Here is a 14,577-nt window from a genome sequence, read left to right as displayed (position 1 = left end):
TCCATGAACGATTCCGCATTATACGCGCAGGCCCTGCCCCGCGGCCCGGTGGATCCGGATGCGCCACTTCAGCTGCTCGGGGGCATGACGCCCGCCGCATTCATGCGTGATATCTGGCACCGCAAACCCCTGCTGGTTCGACAAGCCATCTCCGATATCGTGCCCCCTGTCTCGCGGGAAGCGCTTTTCGAGCTGGCCGACCGCGACGACGTCGAATCGCGGCTGGTCACCCACTTCCGCAACCGCTGGAAACTGGCGCACGGCCCCTTTGCCGCCGACAATCTGCCATCGACCAAGGCGCGCCAATGGACGCTGCTGGTCCAGGGCGTGAACCTCCACAATAGCGCGGCGGCCGCGCTGATGGGGCAATTCCGCTTCATTCCCGATGCGCGCCTGGACGACGTGATGGTCAGCTATGCCACCGACGGCGGCGGTGTCGGCCCGCACTTCGACTCCTATGACGTGTTCCTGCTGCAAGTTTCGGGCCGGCGCCGCTGGCGCATCTCGTCGCAAGACCGGCTCGAGCTGGTGCCGGATCTTCCTTTAAAGATACTGGCCGAATTCGAAGCGGAACAGGAGTTCGTGCTCGAGCCCGGCGACATGCTGTACCTGCCGCCGCAATACGCCCACGACGGCGTCGCCGAGGGTGAGTGCATGACCTGCTCGATCGGTTTCCGCGCGCCGGCCTACCGCGAGCTGGCGGGGCATTTTCTGGCGTGGCTGTCGGAAACCGTGGAGGACAACGAGGCGCTGTCCGGGCGTTATGCCGATCCCGGACAAGCGGCCACTTCGCGTCCCGCGCAACTGCCCGCGGATCTCGCCCGAACCGTTGCGCAACGGCTGCAGGCGTTGCGCTGGTCCAATGACATGGTGTCCGAGTTTATCGGCACCCATCTGTCCGAACCGAAGCCCGGCGTGGAGTTCGCCGAGGTTCCGCAAATCGCCGCGGGAAAATACGCGAAACTGGCAAGAACGCACGGCATTGTGTTGGCGCCGGCTTCGATCGCGCTATACGACCGCAGCCATTTCTTCCTCAATGGCGAAGCTTACGAGGTCCCCGGCGAACTGGCCGGCTGGCTGCGGCGGCTGGCCGATCGGCGCCATTTGACCGCCGCCGAGGTCGGCCAATGCGCGGAGCTGCCGGAGCTGATGGAGACATTTCACCATTGGACCCTGGAGGGCTGGCTGCAGCTCGCGCCGGCCGCGGTGTAATAATGCGTAACAGTGTGGTCAGCAAATGACGGCGCTACACAAGCCGGGAAAACGTGGATATAATCGCCAGCTGGCTCGTACTGTGGACCAATGCATTTACGGCACCGGGGAGAGCCATTAAATTGAAGTTCACGAGCGATAATTACCGGTAATTATTCATCGCCTGTTTTTCTTTCTATTACAAGTTAAAGGACGAACAATGAAGAAGTCTCTCCTGATCGCTTCCCTGCTGGCTGCTGTTGCCGTCGCCGCTTGCGGCAAGAAGGAAGAAGCCGCTCCCGCAGCTGACACCGCTGCTCCGGCTGCTACCGCTCCGGCTACCGAAGCTTCGGCTCCGGCTGCTGACACCGCTGCTGCTCCGGCTGCCGACGCTTCGGCCCCGGCTGCTGACGCTTCGGCTCCGGCCGCTGACGCTTCGGCTGCAGAAGCCAAGTAAGCGTTCGCCCGAACGAAAAAAACCGGCCTTCGGGCCGGTTTTTTTATGGGCGCTGGCCAGGCCGGGATTGCACGCCTGGGGCCCGGCCATTTATCGCGTCCGATTCATCCCTTCACCGCCTGCCAGCCGGCCGTTCGTCCTGATTCATCCCTTCACCGCCTGCCAGCCCAGCCCTTCGTACTGATCCGCCACCAGGATATCGTCGGCCACCGTGCCGAGCGCCGCTGCCAGCGCGCCGGTCGCCAGGGCCGGCGTATTGTTCTGCTGACTCAGATGGGCCGCCACCACGCGGCCAAGGCCGCTGTGCGCGACGCGCGCCAGGATCGCGGCGGCCACCTCGTTGGCCAGATGACCGAAGTCGCCACCGATGCGCCGTTTCAACGATGGCGGATACACCGAGTTGCGCAGCATCTCGCGATCGTGATTGCACTCGAGCACCAGCGCGTCGACGCCGGCGAGACGGGCCACCAGGTAAGGCGTTTCCATTCCCGCGTCGGTCAGCACGCCCAGCCGCGCATCGCCGTCCGACAGCACGAACTGCACCGGCTCGCGCGCGTCGTGCGGCACGGTGTAAGGCAGCACCTGCAGGTTGCCGATCTCGAACGCGTAGTCGGCGCCGATCACCCGCACATCGGCCTTGTCGGCACCGCGCAGATGCGAGGTCGCCAGCCAGGTGCCATGCGTGGTGAAGACCGGCAGCCCATGCCGGGCGGCAAATGCGTAGGCCGAGCCGATATGGTCGCCGTGTTCGTGGGTAACCAGCACCGCATCGAGCCGGTCGGGCGTGACGCCCAGCCGCTCGAGCCGCCGCGCGGTCTCGCGCAGGCCGAAGCCGCAGTCGAGCAGCGCGCGGGTCACGCTGGCGCCATCACGGGATTCGATCAGCAGCGAATTGCCCTCGCTGCCGCTGCCGAGAAAGCCGAACCGCATCATCGCCGCGCCCACCCCATGCCGGGCGGAACCGCGGCGGTGGGCCGGACCGGGGCGCGAGCACCCGGCATCGCGGGTCCGTGCAATGCCGGGCTCAATCCAGCGCTCAATGCAGCGTTCAATGCAGCTGCTCGTCGAGCAGCGTCAGGATGCGCTTGGCGATCTCGGTCGACTCCGGTTGGCCGGCGTCGTTCAGCACGGTCACGGTGGTGCCCGAACCGCTGCCCTTCAGCGCCACGCGGTACTTCTTCGCCTGACGGGCGGCATCGCCACCGCTGCGCGTGAACAGCTTGGAGAAGAAGCCGCGGTTGTCGTTGACCGTGTCGCGCGTGTCGACATAACGGACGTAGTAGAGGCCCTGGCCGCGGTCGCGGTCTTCCACCGTGAAGTTGACGCGGTCCAGCGCGAGGCCGACCGAGCGCCAGGCGCGGTCGAACGGCTCGGGCAGCTGCAGCGCCTGCGCGCCGTTGACCTGCGTCAGATAGGTCGCCGAAGCGGCGGCCGCCGCCGTCTTGCCGGCGCCGGCGTCGGCCGGTGCGGCCGGCTTGGCGGCGCCCGCCGGTGCGGGCAGCGTGCCGTTCTTCGCCATGCGGTCGGCCTGTTCCTTCTGCACGCCCAGGCGCTGCGCCAGGCGGGACAGGAATTCGGCTTCCAGCTCGGGATCGGCCGGGCGCGGAGTCCACACCGTCTGCGACTTGTCCAGGCCGGTCAGCTCTTCCTTGGCGCCGCGATGGCTGATGAAGACTTCCAGGTTGCCGTTCTGGCCCTTCTCGACCCGGCTGCGGAACTTGTCGCGCTCCGAGGTCGAATACAGGCTGTCGAACACCTTGCCGATCGTGTTGCGGATGAAGTCCTGCGGAATCTTGGCGCGGTTCTCGGCCCAGTCCGTTTCCATGATGCCGGTCTCGGGCGAGTCCTGTACCAGCAGGAAGCCGTTCTCCTGCCAGAACTCGCGCATGGTCTGCCACAGCTGGTCGGGCGCCATGCCGTTGCTGATGACGAGCCAGCGCTGGTTGCCGTCGCGTTCGACGCGGATGCCTTCCGCCGACGGCAGCACATTGGTGCCGGCGACCTTGGGCTGGGTGCTGGTGGCCTGCTGGTAGCCGGACAACGTCGCGCCGGCCTGCTCGGGGACCGAATAGCGGCGATCGCCGTCGAGCTTGGTCAGGTCCGGCGGCACCTCGAGCGTCGAGGTGCGCTTGGCCGCGGCGGCCGACTTGTAGTCGATCTTGTCGGCCTGCATCATGTCGTTGACGGTGCTGCAGCCAGCGGTCATGCCGAGCGCGAGCAGCGGCAAGACCAGGGCGGCACGGCGGCCTTGCGGCACGCCATGGCGGTTAAGCTTGAGTTTCATTGACACGCAATCCTAGTGAAGGGAATGACCGCTTGGCGCGAAAGAAAAATCGGATCGATCAGGCGAGCAGCCCGGCGCCGGCCAGCGCGCGGCGCACGGTCTCGTGGTGCTCGGGCGACAGCGGCGTCAGCGGCAGGCGGATGCCGCCGGCCATCTTGCCCATCTGTTGCAGCGCCCACTTGACGGGGATCGGGTTGGCCTCGATGAACAGCGCCTTGTTCAGCGCGATCAACTCCATATGGAGGCGGCGGGCGGTGATCGCATCGCCCTTGAGCGCCGCGACGCACAGCTCGTGCATCTTGCGCGGGGCCACGTTGGCGGTCACCGAGATATTGCCGTGGCCGCCCAGCAGCATCAGCGCGACCGCGGTGGGATCGTCGCCGCTGTAGATGGCAAAGCCTTCCGGCGCGTCCTTGATCAGCTGGGCCGCGCGGTCGATATTGCCGGTGGCCTCCTTGACCCCGACCACGCCCGGCACCTGGGCCAGGCGCAGGATGGTGTCGTTGCTCATGTCGGCGACAGTGCGTCCCGGCACGTTGTACAGCAGCACCGGCAGATCGACCGCTTCCGCGATGGTGCGGAAATGCCGGTACATCCCTTCCTGCGTCGGCTTGTTGTAGTAGGGCACGACCTGCAGCGACGCATCGGCGCCGACCTGCTTGGCGAAGGCGGTCAGCTCGATCGCCTCGCGGGTCGAGTTGCCGCCGGTCCCGGCGATGATGGGGATGCGTTTGGCGGCCTGCTCGACCGCGACCCGGATCAGCTCGCAATGCTCCTCGACCGACACCGTGGGCGATTCCCCCGTGGTACCGACGATCACGATGCCATCGGTGCCTTCGCCGACGTGCCAGTCGATCAGGCTGCGCAGCGCGGCGTAATCCAGGCTGCCATCCTCCTGCATCGGCGTCACGATGGCGACGATGCTGCCGGTAATCTGTGTCATAGCTGGTATGGTTTTCGAGATTTCGAATAGCGGGATTGTACCGGATACGAATTGGCCGCCGAAGCACACCGGCAACCCTGCCTACCCGGGCAAACACCAAGTGGATCAACGCATCGGCCCGCTTGCACGCTGACATCGCGCCGGCATCACCTGGCGCAAATCACCCGTCCAGGCGATAGCGTGGCGGCGCCGCCGCTCCAGCGGCCTGCAGTGCCTCGCGCACGGCGCATATGCGCTGCACGAACGCCGTCCGGGGCACTTCGATCACGCCGTCCTCGTAGGCGACGACCCGCAGGCTCCCGCGTACCGCCTCGAGCAATTCGCCGGGCCGCAGCAGGAAATCGGGATTGGACGGCTTGCCGACCGTCTCGTTCCCCACCGCAAAGGTTTCGTAGATCAGCACGCCGCCGGGCGCCAGCGCATCGATCAGATGCGGCCACAAGGGGCGATGCAGATAGTTGGTGACGATCACCGCGTCGAACGGCGCCTCGTCGGCCAGCGGCCAGGCGCCCTGCTCCAGGTCCGCCTGCCGGGTCCGCACGGGGCTCGGCAGGCCGGCCAGCGCGGCGGCATCGCGGTCGACGCCCAGCACGTCGAAGCCGCGCTCCGCCAGCCAGCGCGCATGGCGTCCGCTGCCGCAGGCCAGGTCCAGCACGCGGCCGCCCGCGCGCAGCAACGGCGTCCAGCGCACCACCCAGGGCGAGGGCTCGCCGAGCGCGGCATGCGGCGCGCCGGCAGGCATGGACGACGGCATGGGAGACGGCATCGACGACGGCAGCGAGCCCATCAACGGTATCCCAGCCCCATGGCCTCGCGCACGTCGCGCATGGTCTCCTGCGCGACCGCGCTGGCCTTGGCGCAGCCGTGGTCGACGATGTCGCGCAGCAGGGCCGGATTGTCCATGTACGGCTGGGCGCGCTCGAGCATCGGCTGCTGCTCGCGCAGGATGCCCTCGATCACCGGCTGCTTGCATTCGATGCAGCCGATGCCGGCGCTGCGGCAGCCCTTGAGCACCCATTCCTTCGTGGGCTCGTCGGAATACACCTGGTGCAGCTGCCACACCGGGCAGCGGGCCGGCTCGCCCGGATCGGTGCGGCGCACCCGTGCCGGATCGGTCGGCATCGTGCGCACCTTCTTCTCGACCGAGTCCTTGTCCTCGCGCATGCGGATCGTGTTGCCATAGGACTTCGACATCTTCTGGCCGTCGAGCCCGGGCATCCGCGACGCGGCCGTCAGCAGCGCCTGCGGCTCGACCAGGATGGTCTTGCGCGAACCGGCCAGATAGCCCAGCAGCAGCTCGCGGTCGTCATTGGACAGGCTCTGGGACTGCGCGACCAGCGCGCGGCCCTCTTCCAGCGCGCTGTCGGTGCCCTGCTCCTGGAAGGTCTTGCGCAGGTCGAGGAACACGCGGGTCCGCTTGCCGCCCAGCTTCTTCGCGGCCTCCTGCGCCTTCTCCTCGAAGCCCGGCTGGCGGCCGTACAGGAAGTTGAAGCGGCGCGCGATCTCGCGCGTGATCTCGACGTGCGGCACCTGGTCCTCGCCCACCGGCACCTTGTCGGCGCGATAGATCAGGATATCGGCCGCCTGCAGCAGCGGATAGCCAAGGAAGCCGTAGGTTGCCAGGTCCTTGTCCTTGAGCTTCTCGATCTGGTCCTTGTAAGTCGGCACGCGTTCGAGCCAGCCCAGCGGCGTGCCCATCGACAGCAGCGTGAACAGTTCGGCGTGCTCGGGCACGCGGCTCTGGATGAACAGCGTGGCCTGCTCCGGATCGACGCCGGCGGCCAGCCAGTCGGTCAGCATTTCCCAGACCGATTGGCCGATCACCTCGGGCGACTCGTAGTGCGTCGTCAGCGCGTGCCAGTCGGCCACGAAGAAGAAGCACGGGTGCTCCGACTGCAGCTTGACCCAGTTTTTCAGCACGCCATGGTAGTGGCCAAGATGCAGCGCGCCGGTAGGCCGCATGCCGGAGAGAACGCGATCGGGGAACATGTCGTTGTAATCAGTCTTTCAGGAAATCATTGCACCAGCGTCACTGCACCAGCGCCAGGATCGGCGCCAGCAGCAGCTGGACCAGCGAGCCCAGCAGGCTCATCACCGGCTGCATCCAGACCCGGGTGATGACGCCGGCGGCGACCAGCGCCAGCACGACGAAGATGCCGTACGGCTCGATCTTCGACAGCGCGTAGGCCATGCGCTGCGGCAGCAAGGCGCTGAGCACGCGGCCGCCATCGAGCGGCGGAATCGGAAACAGGTTGAACGCCGCCACCACCAGGTTGACCAGCACGCCGGCGCGCGCCATCTGCGCGAAGAACGGTTCGTCGACCTGCGCCAGCACCAGCCCCAGCGCGACCAGCGCCCAGGCGAAGGCCTGCACCAGGTTCGCGCCCGGCCCGGCCAGCGCGACCCACATGCTGTGCCAGCGCGGGTTGCGCAGCCGGCCGAAGGCGACCGGCACCGGCTTGGCATAGCCGAACACGAACTGGCCGCTGGTGACCAGGTACAGCAGCAGCGGCACGGCGATGGTGCCGATCGGATCGATATGGCGGACCGGGTTGAGGCTGACCCGGCCGAGCATATAGGCGGTGTTGTCACCGAACAGCTTGGCCACATAGCCATGCGCGGCCTCGTGCAGCGTGATGGCGAACAGCACGGGCAGCGCGTAGACCGCGAAGGTCTGAATCAGAGAGGCGTCCATGGGGCGCTATTGTAACGGCGGGCACCGGCCGCCACGCCGATTCGTGGGGCGGTCTGCGCCGGGCAGCGGCATGATGCCGCGCTCACAGCCCGAAGCGGGTGACATCGCCGCGGCCGGCGCGCACCAGCACCGGTTCGCCGCTGGTCAGGTCGATCACCGTACAGGCATGCGCGGGCGCGGTGCCGCCGCAGATCACCAGGTCGAGCTGCTTCTGCAGGCGCTCGCGAATTTCGAGAGGATCGTCCAGCGGCGCGGCATCGCCGGGCAGCTGCAGCGTCGAACTGATCATCGGCTGGCCCAGTTCGTTCAACAGCGCCTGCGGGATGGCATGGTCGGGCACGCGCACGCCGATGGTCTTGCGGGCCGGGTGGGACAGCCGCCGCGGCACTTCCTTGGTGGCCTCGAGGATGAACACATAGGGCCCGGGCGTGGCGCCCTTGATCCAGCGGTACTGCCGATTGTCGACCCGCGCGAAATTGCCGAGTTCGGACAGGTCGCGGCACATCAGCGTCAGGTGGTGCTTGTCGTCGATGCCGCGCAGCCGGCGCAGGCGCTCGACCGCGCCCTTGTCGTCGAGCCGGCAGGCGAGCGCATAGCTCGAATCGGTGGGCAGCGCGATCAGGCCGCCCTTGCCGACGATCTGGGCGGCCTGCTTGATCAGGCGCGATTGCGGATCGACCGGATGGATATCGAAGAACTGCGACATGGGGCGGTCCGGCGGCTTACCAGTCGTGCCAGACCGGCGTCAGCGACGACGGCAGCGGCGGCAGCGAGCCGATCTCGACCCGCCCTTCGCCCGGCCCGTGGAAGTCCGAGCCCCGCGAGGCCAGCAGCCCGTAGTGCCGCGCGACGTCGGCATAGCGGCGGTACTGGTCCGGCGTATGGCTGCCGGTCACGACCTCGACGGCGCCGCCGCCGAGCGCGGTGAATTCGTCGAAGAGCGCGTCGTGCTGGGTATCGGTGTAGTCGTAGCGGCCCGGGTGGGCCATCACGGCGATGCCGCCGGCGGCGCGGATCCACTTGACCGCCTCGCCGAGCGTGGCCCAGCGATGGCCGACATAGCCGGGGCGGCCCTCGGTCAGATAGCGGTCGAACACCTCGGAGATATTGCCGCAGATACCCTCGTCGACCATCCACCGGGCGAAGTGCGTGCGCGAGATCAGGTCGGGGTTGCCGACATAGCGCAGCGCGCCTTCGTAGGCGCCCTCGATGCCGACCGCGTGCAGCGCGTCGCCGATGTCCTGCGCGCGGCGGGCGCGGCCCGAGCGCGTCGCGGTCAGGCCGTCGATCAGTTCGGGGCACAGCGGATCGATCTGCAGGCCGACGATATGGACCGTCTGGCCCGCCCAGGTCACCGAGATCTCGACGCCCGGCACATAGCGCATGCCCAGCGCCTCGGCGGTCTCGCGCGCGATCAGCTGGCCGCCCAGTTCGTCATGGTCGGTCAGCGACCAGATCTCGACGCCGTTGGCGTGCGCCCGCTCGGCCACGACCGCGGGTGGCAGCGTGCCGTCCGAGATGGTCGAGTGGCAATGCAGGTCGGCGTTGATGGCGTGGGAAGCGTGCATTCCGTCATTCTACTCCCGCGCCTTCCGTGTCCGCAGGAGCCGGGCGCCGCTGCACCGCGGGACATGGCCGCCCCGGCGGTCCCCTGCGGCCCACGGTGGCCACTGCGGTGGACGGCGGCCACTGCTGTCAATAGTGGCTACTGCGGTCGACGGCAGCTACTGCGGCCAATGGGGGCCACTGCGGTCCACGGCGGCGCATAGCCATGCCGCCAACGCTGGCGTAGCCGGAACCGCGGCGGGGCCGGGGTATAGTGGACGCCTCCCCAGTCTTTCCGCGCGGCGTGCCGCCATGGCGCACGCCGGCCGCAACGATCCGATCATGCAGAACACCCATCCGGCCTCCCCCTCCCAAGACGTTTCCACCCCGCCCGCCGCGACCAATACCGAACCGGTCCGCACCGACGTGCTGATCGTCGGCGCCGGTCCGGTCGGCCTGTTCGCGGCCTTCCAGGCCCGGGTGCTGGGCCTGCAATGCGAGATCGTCGACGTGCTGGACCGCGCCGGCGGCCAGTGCACCGAGCTCTATCCCGAGAAGCCGATCTACGACATCCCCGCCGTGCCCGGCTGCCTGGCCCAGGACCTGGTCGACCGGCTGCTGGAGCAGTGCGCACCGTTCGCGGTGCCGATGCATTTCGGCCAGCGCGTCGAGGGCGTGCAGGAACTGCCCGGCGAGCCGCAGCGGCTGCTGGTCGCCACCGATGCCGGCAAGCGTTTCGAGGTGGCGGCGGTGCTGATCTGCGCCGGCGCCGGCGCGTTCGCGCCGCAGCGCGTGTCGCTGCCCGAGGCGGCGGCGCTGGAGGGCCGGCATTTGCACTATGCGGTGCGCGACGTGTCGCGCTTCGCCGGCAAGCGCGTGATCGTCGCCGGCGGCGGCGACTCGGCGCTGGACTGGGCGCTGGCGCTGCGCAAGGTGGCCGCGCGCGTCACGCTGCTGCATCGGCGCGAGGGCTTCCGCGCGGCCGACCATACGGTCGCCGAGATGCGCGCCGCGGTGGCGGCGGGCGAGATGGATTTCGTCGTCGGCATGCTGGGCGCGCTGCAGACCGAGGGCGACGCGCTGGTCGCCGCGCAGGTGCGCACGCGCGAGGACACGCTGACGCTGCCGGCCGATGAACTGGTCGCGCTGTACGGGCTGGTGTCCGAACCGGGTCCGATCGCGCATTGGGACCTCGACATGCGCGCCGGCCGCATCCTGGTCGATACCACCACCTACGAGAGCTCGCGCCGCGGCATCTTCGCCGCCGGCGACATCGCCTTCTATCCGAACAAGCAGAAGCTGATCCTGTCGGGCTTCCACGAGGCCGCGCTGGCGCTGCGCCGCGCCTACCACTACGCCTTCCCCGACAAGGCGCTGGTCCACGTGCACACCAGCAACAACGCCGCGCTGAAGGAAGCGCTGACGCACGGCACGGACTGAGGCGGAGGGCCGCCGCGCGGGCTCAGCCGCAGAACGACTCGATCAGCCCCGCGACCGCCTCGGGCTGGTCGTGATGCAGCATGTGGCCGGCGTCGTCGAGAATCACCTCGCGGAAATCGCGGAACGCGGCGAAGCGCTGCTTGAATTCGGCGATGCTCTGCTTGTGGGCGATATGGCGCAGCGTCTCCGAGTCGCGCGCCTCGACGTGCAGCACCGGCGCGGTCGCCGCGGCCCAGATCGCCATCGCCTCGTCGACGCGATACAGCACCGGATTGATCAGCTTGTGCGCGGGATCGCCGAGGATCTCCCAGCGACCTTCCGCGTTGCGCCGCGACCAGTGTTCGGCGAGAAACGCCGCGCGGTCGTCGCGCAGCCGGGGATTGGTTTTCTTCAGCCGCGCGGCGACCGCCTCGACGCTGTCGTAGGTCTTCAGCGTCGGCGGGTCGCGCAATTCGTCGAGCCAACGGGCGAAGCGCCGCGGCGCCTGCTCTGGCCGAGTGGCCGTCATGCCGAAGCCCTCCAGGTCCACCACGCGGCGTACCCGCTCGGGACGCACGCCGGCGTAGAAGCACGCGATATTGGCGCCCATGCTGTGGCCGACCAGGTCCACCGCGCCGTCCGGCTGATAGTGGTCGAGCAGGACTTCGAGATCGGCCAGATAGTCGGGAAACCAGTACGACGCCGTACCCGGATGGCGGGTCGGCCAGCCGGTCTGGCCGAAGCCGCGCCAGTCCGGCGCGATCGCGTGCCAGCGGCCCTGCAGCGCGTCGACTAGGAACTGGAACGAGGCCGCCACGTCCATCCAGCCATGCAGCAGGAACAGCTTCGGCGCGCCCGGTTCGCCCCAGTGGCGCACGTGGTAATCGAGGCCACGCACCGTGATACATTCGGAGCGCGATGTGTCGCGGATCGTCATGGTCTGCCCTGTCCCGCCTTGTCGGCTGTGTGGTTGCGGCGATTGCTCTGCCTGTGGTGATGATTGCGATCGTGATGATCACGTTGATCGCGATGGTCACGATCGTCACGATGGTCGTGCCAAGGATTGCCGCGACGGCCGTCGATGGCCACCACGCCCTCAGTCCGACAAAATCGAACGCTCGTTCGATTTACCGCGATTGTAGCCACAAGCGAGTCCGCGACGCCAGCCAGCATGCCAACAAGATCCGCGGCGCCCGACGCCGCGGACACAAGAACGGAGACCACCATGGCCGCATCCTCGCTGCCGGACAGCCGGCGCGACGACTATCCCGCGCTCTACCGCGACTTCCACTGGCACGTACCCGAAACCTTCAATCTCGCCGAAGCGTGCTGCGGCCGCTGGGCACGCGATCCCGCCACGCGCGACCGGATCGCCGTCCATACCGAGCATGAGGATGGCCGGCGTGCGTCGCATCGCTACGGCGAGATCCAGCGCGACGCCAATCGGTTGTCGCACGCGCTGCGCGAGCTGGGCGTCCGGCGCGGCGACCGGGTGGCGATCGTGCTGCCGCAACGCATCGAAACCGTGGTCGCGCATATGGCGGTCTATCAGCTCGGCGCGATCGCGATGCCGCTGTCGATGCTGTTCGGCCCCGAGGCGCTGGGCTATCGCCTGCAGCACAGCGAGGCCTGCGTGGCGATCGCCGACGAGACCTCGATCGACAATCTGCTCGCCGCGCGCGGCGACTGCCCCGCGCTGCAGGCGGTGATCGCCGTCGGCGAAGCGGCGGGCCGCGGCGACCGCGACTGGGACGCGGCGCTGGCGGACCAGGCCGACGACTTCACCGCCGAGCAGACCAAGGCCGACGAGGCCGCCGTGCTGATCTACACCAGCGGCACCACCGGGCCGCCCAAGGGCGCGCTGCTGCCGCACCGCGCGCTGATCGGCAACCTGACCGGCTTCGTCTGCTCGCAGAACTGGTATCCGCGCGAGGACGATGTGTTCTGGAGCCCCGCCGACTGGGCCTGGACCGGCGGCCTGTGGGACGCGCTGATGCCGGCGCTGTACTTCGGCAAGACGATCGTCGGCTACCAGGGCCGCTTCTCGCCCGAGGTCGCCTTCGGCCTGATGGAGCGCTACCGCGTCACCAACACCTTCCTGTTCCCGACCGCGCTCAAGCAGATGATGAAAGCCTGCCCGGCCCCGCGCGAGCGCTACGACCTGCGGCTGCGCGCGCTGATGAGCGCCGGCGAGGCGGTCGGCCAGACCGTGTTCGACTGGTGCCGCGAGGCCTTCGGCGTGATCGTCAACGAGATGTTCGGCCAGACCGAGATCAACTACATCGTCGGCAACTGCACCGCGCAATACGACGATGGCCAGCTCGGCTGGCCGGCGCGGCCGGGCTCGATGGGACGGCCCTACCCCGGCCACCGCGTCGCCGTGGTCGACGACGAAGGCCGCCCCTGCCCGCCCGGCGAGGACGGCGAGGTGGCGGTCTGCACCACCGACATCCACGGCCATCCCGATCCGGTGTTCTTCCTCGGCTACTGGAAGAACGAGGCGGCGACCGAGGGCAAGTTCGTCGAGCACGATGGCCTGCGCTGGTGCCGCACCGGCGACCTCGCCCGCGTCGATGAAGACGGCTACCTGTGGTACCAGGGCCGCGCCGACGACGTCTTCAAGTCCTCGGGCTATCGCATCGGCCCGAGCGAGATCGAGAACTGCCTGCTCAAGCATCCGGCGGTGTCGAACTGCGCGGTGGTGCCGTCGCCGGACCCCGAGCGCGGCGCGATCGTCAAGGCCTTCATCGTGCTGACGCCGGGCGTGCAGCGCTCGGCCGAGTCCGAGGCCGCGCTGGTCGCCGAACTGCAGCAGCACGTGCGGGGACAGCTGGCGCCGTACGAGTATCCGAAGGCGATCGCCTTCATCGACCAGCTGCCGATGACGACCACCGGCAAGATCCAGCGCCGCGTGTTGCGCTTGCAGGAGGAAGAGGCGGCGCGGCAGCGTGCGGCGGCCCCGCGCGTGGGCAACGGCTAGGCGGTCAGCCGGTTGAGCAGCCGGTTGAGTCCGCTGGTTGAGGTCAGCCGGTTGGGCCAGCCGGTTGGTCCTTCACCGGTTGCCGGTTATCCGGCGCTGCCGGTCAGCCAGGCCAGTTCGTCCTCGTCGAAGCCGGCCGCGCGGCGCGCCGCCAGATTGAACGGCGGCCGCAGCCGCGGCGCCTGGTGGCGCTCGGCCAGTTCGGCGTAGGTGGTCACAGGATCGAGGCCCCGCTCGGCGCATAGCCAGCGATACCAGCGGTTGCCGATCGCCACGTGGCCGACCTCGTCGCGCAGGATGATGTCGATGATCGCCGCGGCCTCGGCATCGCCGGCGTCGGCCAGCCGCGTGCGGACCACCGGCGAGGCGTCCAGCCCGCGTGCCTCCAGCGTGCGCGGCACCAACGCCATGCGCGCCAGCACGTCGCCGGCGGTGCGGTCCGCCATCTCCCACAGGCTGTTGTGCGCCGGGAAATCGCCGTAGGCGAAGCCCAGCTTGCGCAGGTGCGCGGCCAGCAGCGTGAAGTGCAGCGCCTCCTCGTCGGCCACCTGCAGCCAGTCGCGGTAATACCCCGCCGGCATGCCGGCAAAGCGCCAGACCGCATCGAGCGCCAGATTGATCGCGTTGAACTCGATATGCGCCAGCGCGTGGATCAGCACCGCGCGCCCCGCCGGATTCTGCAGCGAGCCGCGCCGCTCGACCTTCTGCGGCGGCACCAGCTCGGGACGCGCCGGGCGGCCAGGCACCGGGCCGGCGGCGGCGAGCGTCAGGGCGGCGCCGATGGCATCATCGCCGGCTTCCAGTGAGGCGGCGCGCAATGCACGGGCCGCGGCGGCCTTGGCGGCGGGATCGGGCTCCGCCAGCACGGCGAGCGCCCGATGGCGCAGGGAAAGCGGCGAGGAGGCCGCATCTGGATCGATCGGCGCCGTGGCATTGCGATCTGGGGCGGGTTCGGCAGCGTAGGCGGGCATGGGCGTAAAATCCGGTCTGCCGCGATTGTAGAGCCTTGCCGGCGCCGCCCGGCCTCATACGACCTACGCCCCGGTGTTGCGCCCCGGTGTTG

15 protein-coding genes are annotated in these 14,577 nt (G+C 68.7%); 4 read left to right on the top strand and 11 right to left on the bottom strand.

The annotated features are described in order from the left end of the window. Positions 1–3 precede the first annotated feature (3 nt). Together F1599_RS01285 and F1599_RS26090 are read left to right on the top strand one after the other, a co-directional pair. Entirely contained in the window at positions 4–1,212 is a 1,209-nt protein-coding gene (locus F1599_RS01285) for a cupin domain-containing protein (RefSeq protein WP_317845723.1), read from the top strand. Between the two features lie 199 nt (positions 1,213–1,411). Then, on the top strand, positions 1,412–1,648 hold the full coding sequence (locus F1599_RS26090; protein ID WP_043437644.1) for a hypothetical protein: 237 nt from the start codon (positions 1,412–1,414) through the stop codon (positions 1,646–1,648). Positions 1,649–1,792: 144 nt separating this feature from the next. On the opposite strand, the gene F1599_RS01275 is transcribed toward F1599_RS26090, so the two are convergent. The 8 genes from F1599_RS01275 to F1599_RS01240 all read right to left on the bottom strand — a co-directional run bounded on the left by F1599_RS01275 (position 1,793) and on the right by F1599_RS01240 (position 9,138). Then, positions 1,793–2,581 carry an MBL fold metallo-hydrolase gene (locus F1599_RS01275; protein ID WP_150081863.1) on the bottom strand — a complete coding sequence of 263 codons (789 nt, stop codon included), beginning with the start codon at positions 2,579–2,581 and terminating at the stop codon, positions 1,793–1,795. 115 nt (positions 2,582–2,696) lie between these two features. Continuing rightward, complete coding sequence (bamC, locus tag F1599_RS01270) at positions 2,697–3,932, bottom strand: outer membrane protein assembly factor BamC (protein ID WP_149319275.1); 1,236 nt, start codon at positions 3,930–3,932, stop codon at positions 2,697–2,699. Positions 3,933–3,990: 58 nt separating this feature from the next. Then, a complete protein-coding gene (dapA, locus tag F1599_RS01265; RefSeq protein WP_150081861.1) occupies positions 3,991–4,875 on the bottom strand; it encodes a 4-hydroxy-tetrahydrodipicolinate synthase in 885 nt (294 codons plus the stop codon). Positions 4,876–5,035: 160 nt separating this feature from the next. Beyond that, positions 5,036–5,629: a class I SAM-dependent methyltransferase gene (locus tag F1599_RS01260; protein ID WP_223819419.1), complete on the bottom strand. Its 594-nt coding sequence runs from the start codon at positions 5,627–5,629 to the stop codon at positions 5,036–5,038. Positions 5,630–5,661: 32 nt separating this feature from the next. Next, positions 5,662–6,864: a tryptophan--tRNA ligase gene (locus F1599_RS01255; RefSeq protein WP_149319277.1), complete on the bottom strand. Its 1,203-nt coding sequence runs from the start codon at positions 6,862–6,864 to the stop codon at positions 5,662–5,664. Positions 6,865–6,904: 40 nt separating this feature from the next. Beyond that, positions 6,905–7,570, bottom strand: a complete 666-nt coding sequence (locus F1599_RS01250) for a site-2 protease family protein (RefSeq protein WP_149319278.1) — start codon at positions 7,568–7,570, stop codon at positions 6,905–6,907. An 82-nt stretch (positions 7,571–7,652) separates the two neighbouring features. Then, positions 7,653–8,276 carry an L-threonylcarbamoyladenylate synthase gene (locus F1599_RS01245; RefSeq protein WP_150081858.1) on the bottom strand — a complete coding sequence of 208 codons (624 nt, stop codon included), beginning with the start codon at positions 8,274–8,276 and terminating at the stop codon, positions 7,653–7,655. A 16-nt stretch (positions 8,277–8,292) separates the two neighbouring features. Beyond that, a complete protein-coding gene (locus F1599_RS01240; RefSeq protein ID WP_149319280.1) occupies positions 8,293–9,138 on the bottom strand; it encodes a 3',5'-nucleoside bisphosphate phosphatase in 846 nt (281 codons plus the stop codon). 319 nt (positions 9,139–9,457) lie between these two features. On the opposite strand from F1599_RS01240, the gene F1599_RS01235 reads away from it, so the two are divergent. Continuing rightward, positions 9,458–10,555 carry an NAD(P)/FAD-dependent oxidoreductase gene (locus tag F1599_RS01235; RefSeq protein WP_150081926.1) on the top strand — a complete coding sequence of 366 codons (1,098 nt, stop codon included), beginning with the start codon at positions 9,458–9,460 and terminating at the stop codon, positions 10,553–10,555. Positions 10,556–10,577: 22 nt separating this feature from the next. Here F1599_RS01235 and F1599_RS01230 read toward each other — a convergent pair whose 3' ends face one another. Continuing rightward, positions 10,578–11,471 (bottom strand): alpha/beta fold hydrolase, encoded by an 894-nt coding sequence (locus tag F1599_RS01230; RefSeq protein ID WP_150081855.1) that lies wholly within the window; start codon positions 11,469–11,471, stop codon positions 10,578–10,580. Then, positions 11,468–11,761, bottom strand: coding sequence for a hypothetical protein (locus F1599_RS01225; protein ID WP_150081853.1), 294 nt, complete (start codon positions 11,759–11,761; stop codon positions 11,468–11,470). The genes F1599_RS01230 and F1599_RS01225 overlap by 4 nt, the downstream gene beginning before the upstream one ends. On the opposite strand from F1599_RS01225, the gene F1599_RS01220 reads away from it, so the two are divergent. Further along, complete coding sequence (locus tag F1599_RS01220; protein WP_150081850.1) at positions 11,760–13,514, top strand: acyl-CoA synthetase; 1,755 nt, start codon at positions 11,760–11,762, stop codon at positions 13,512–13,514. The two genes, F1599_RS01225 and F1599_RS01220, sit on opposite strands and share 2 nt — an antisense overlap. Before the next feature lie 86 nt (positions 13,515–13,600). On the opposite strand, the gene F1599_RS01215 is transcribed toward F1599_RS01220, so the two are convergent. Further along, positions 13,601–14,485 carry a ferritin-like domain-containing protein gene (locus tag F1599_RS01215; RefSeq protein WP_150081848.1) on the bottom strand — a complete coding sequence of 295 codons (885 nt, stop codon included), beginning with the start codon at positions 14,483–14,485 and terminating at the stop codon, positions 13,601–13,603. Positions 14,486–14,577: the final 92 nt, after the last annotated feature.

It is taken from the genome of Cupriavidus cauae (assembly GCF_008632125.1).
Taxonomy (GTDB): Bacteria; Pseudomonadota; Gammaproteobacteria; order Burkholderiales; family Burkholderiaceae; genus Cupriavidus; species Cupriavidus cauae.
Note: the sequence above shows the minus strand (reverse complement) of the source record. Positions and strands in the feature narration are given on the sequence as shown.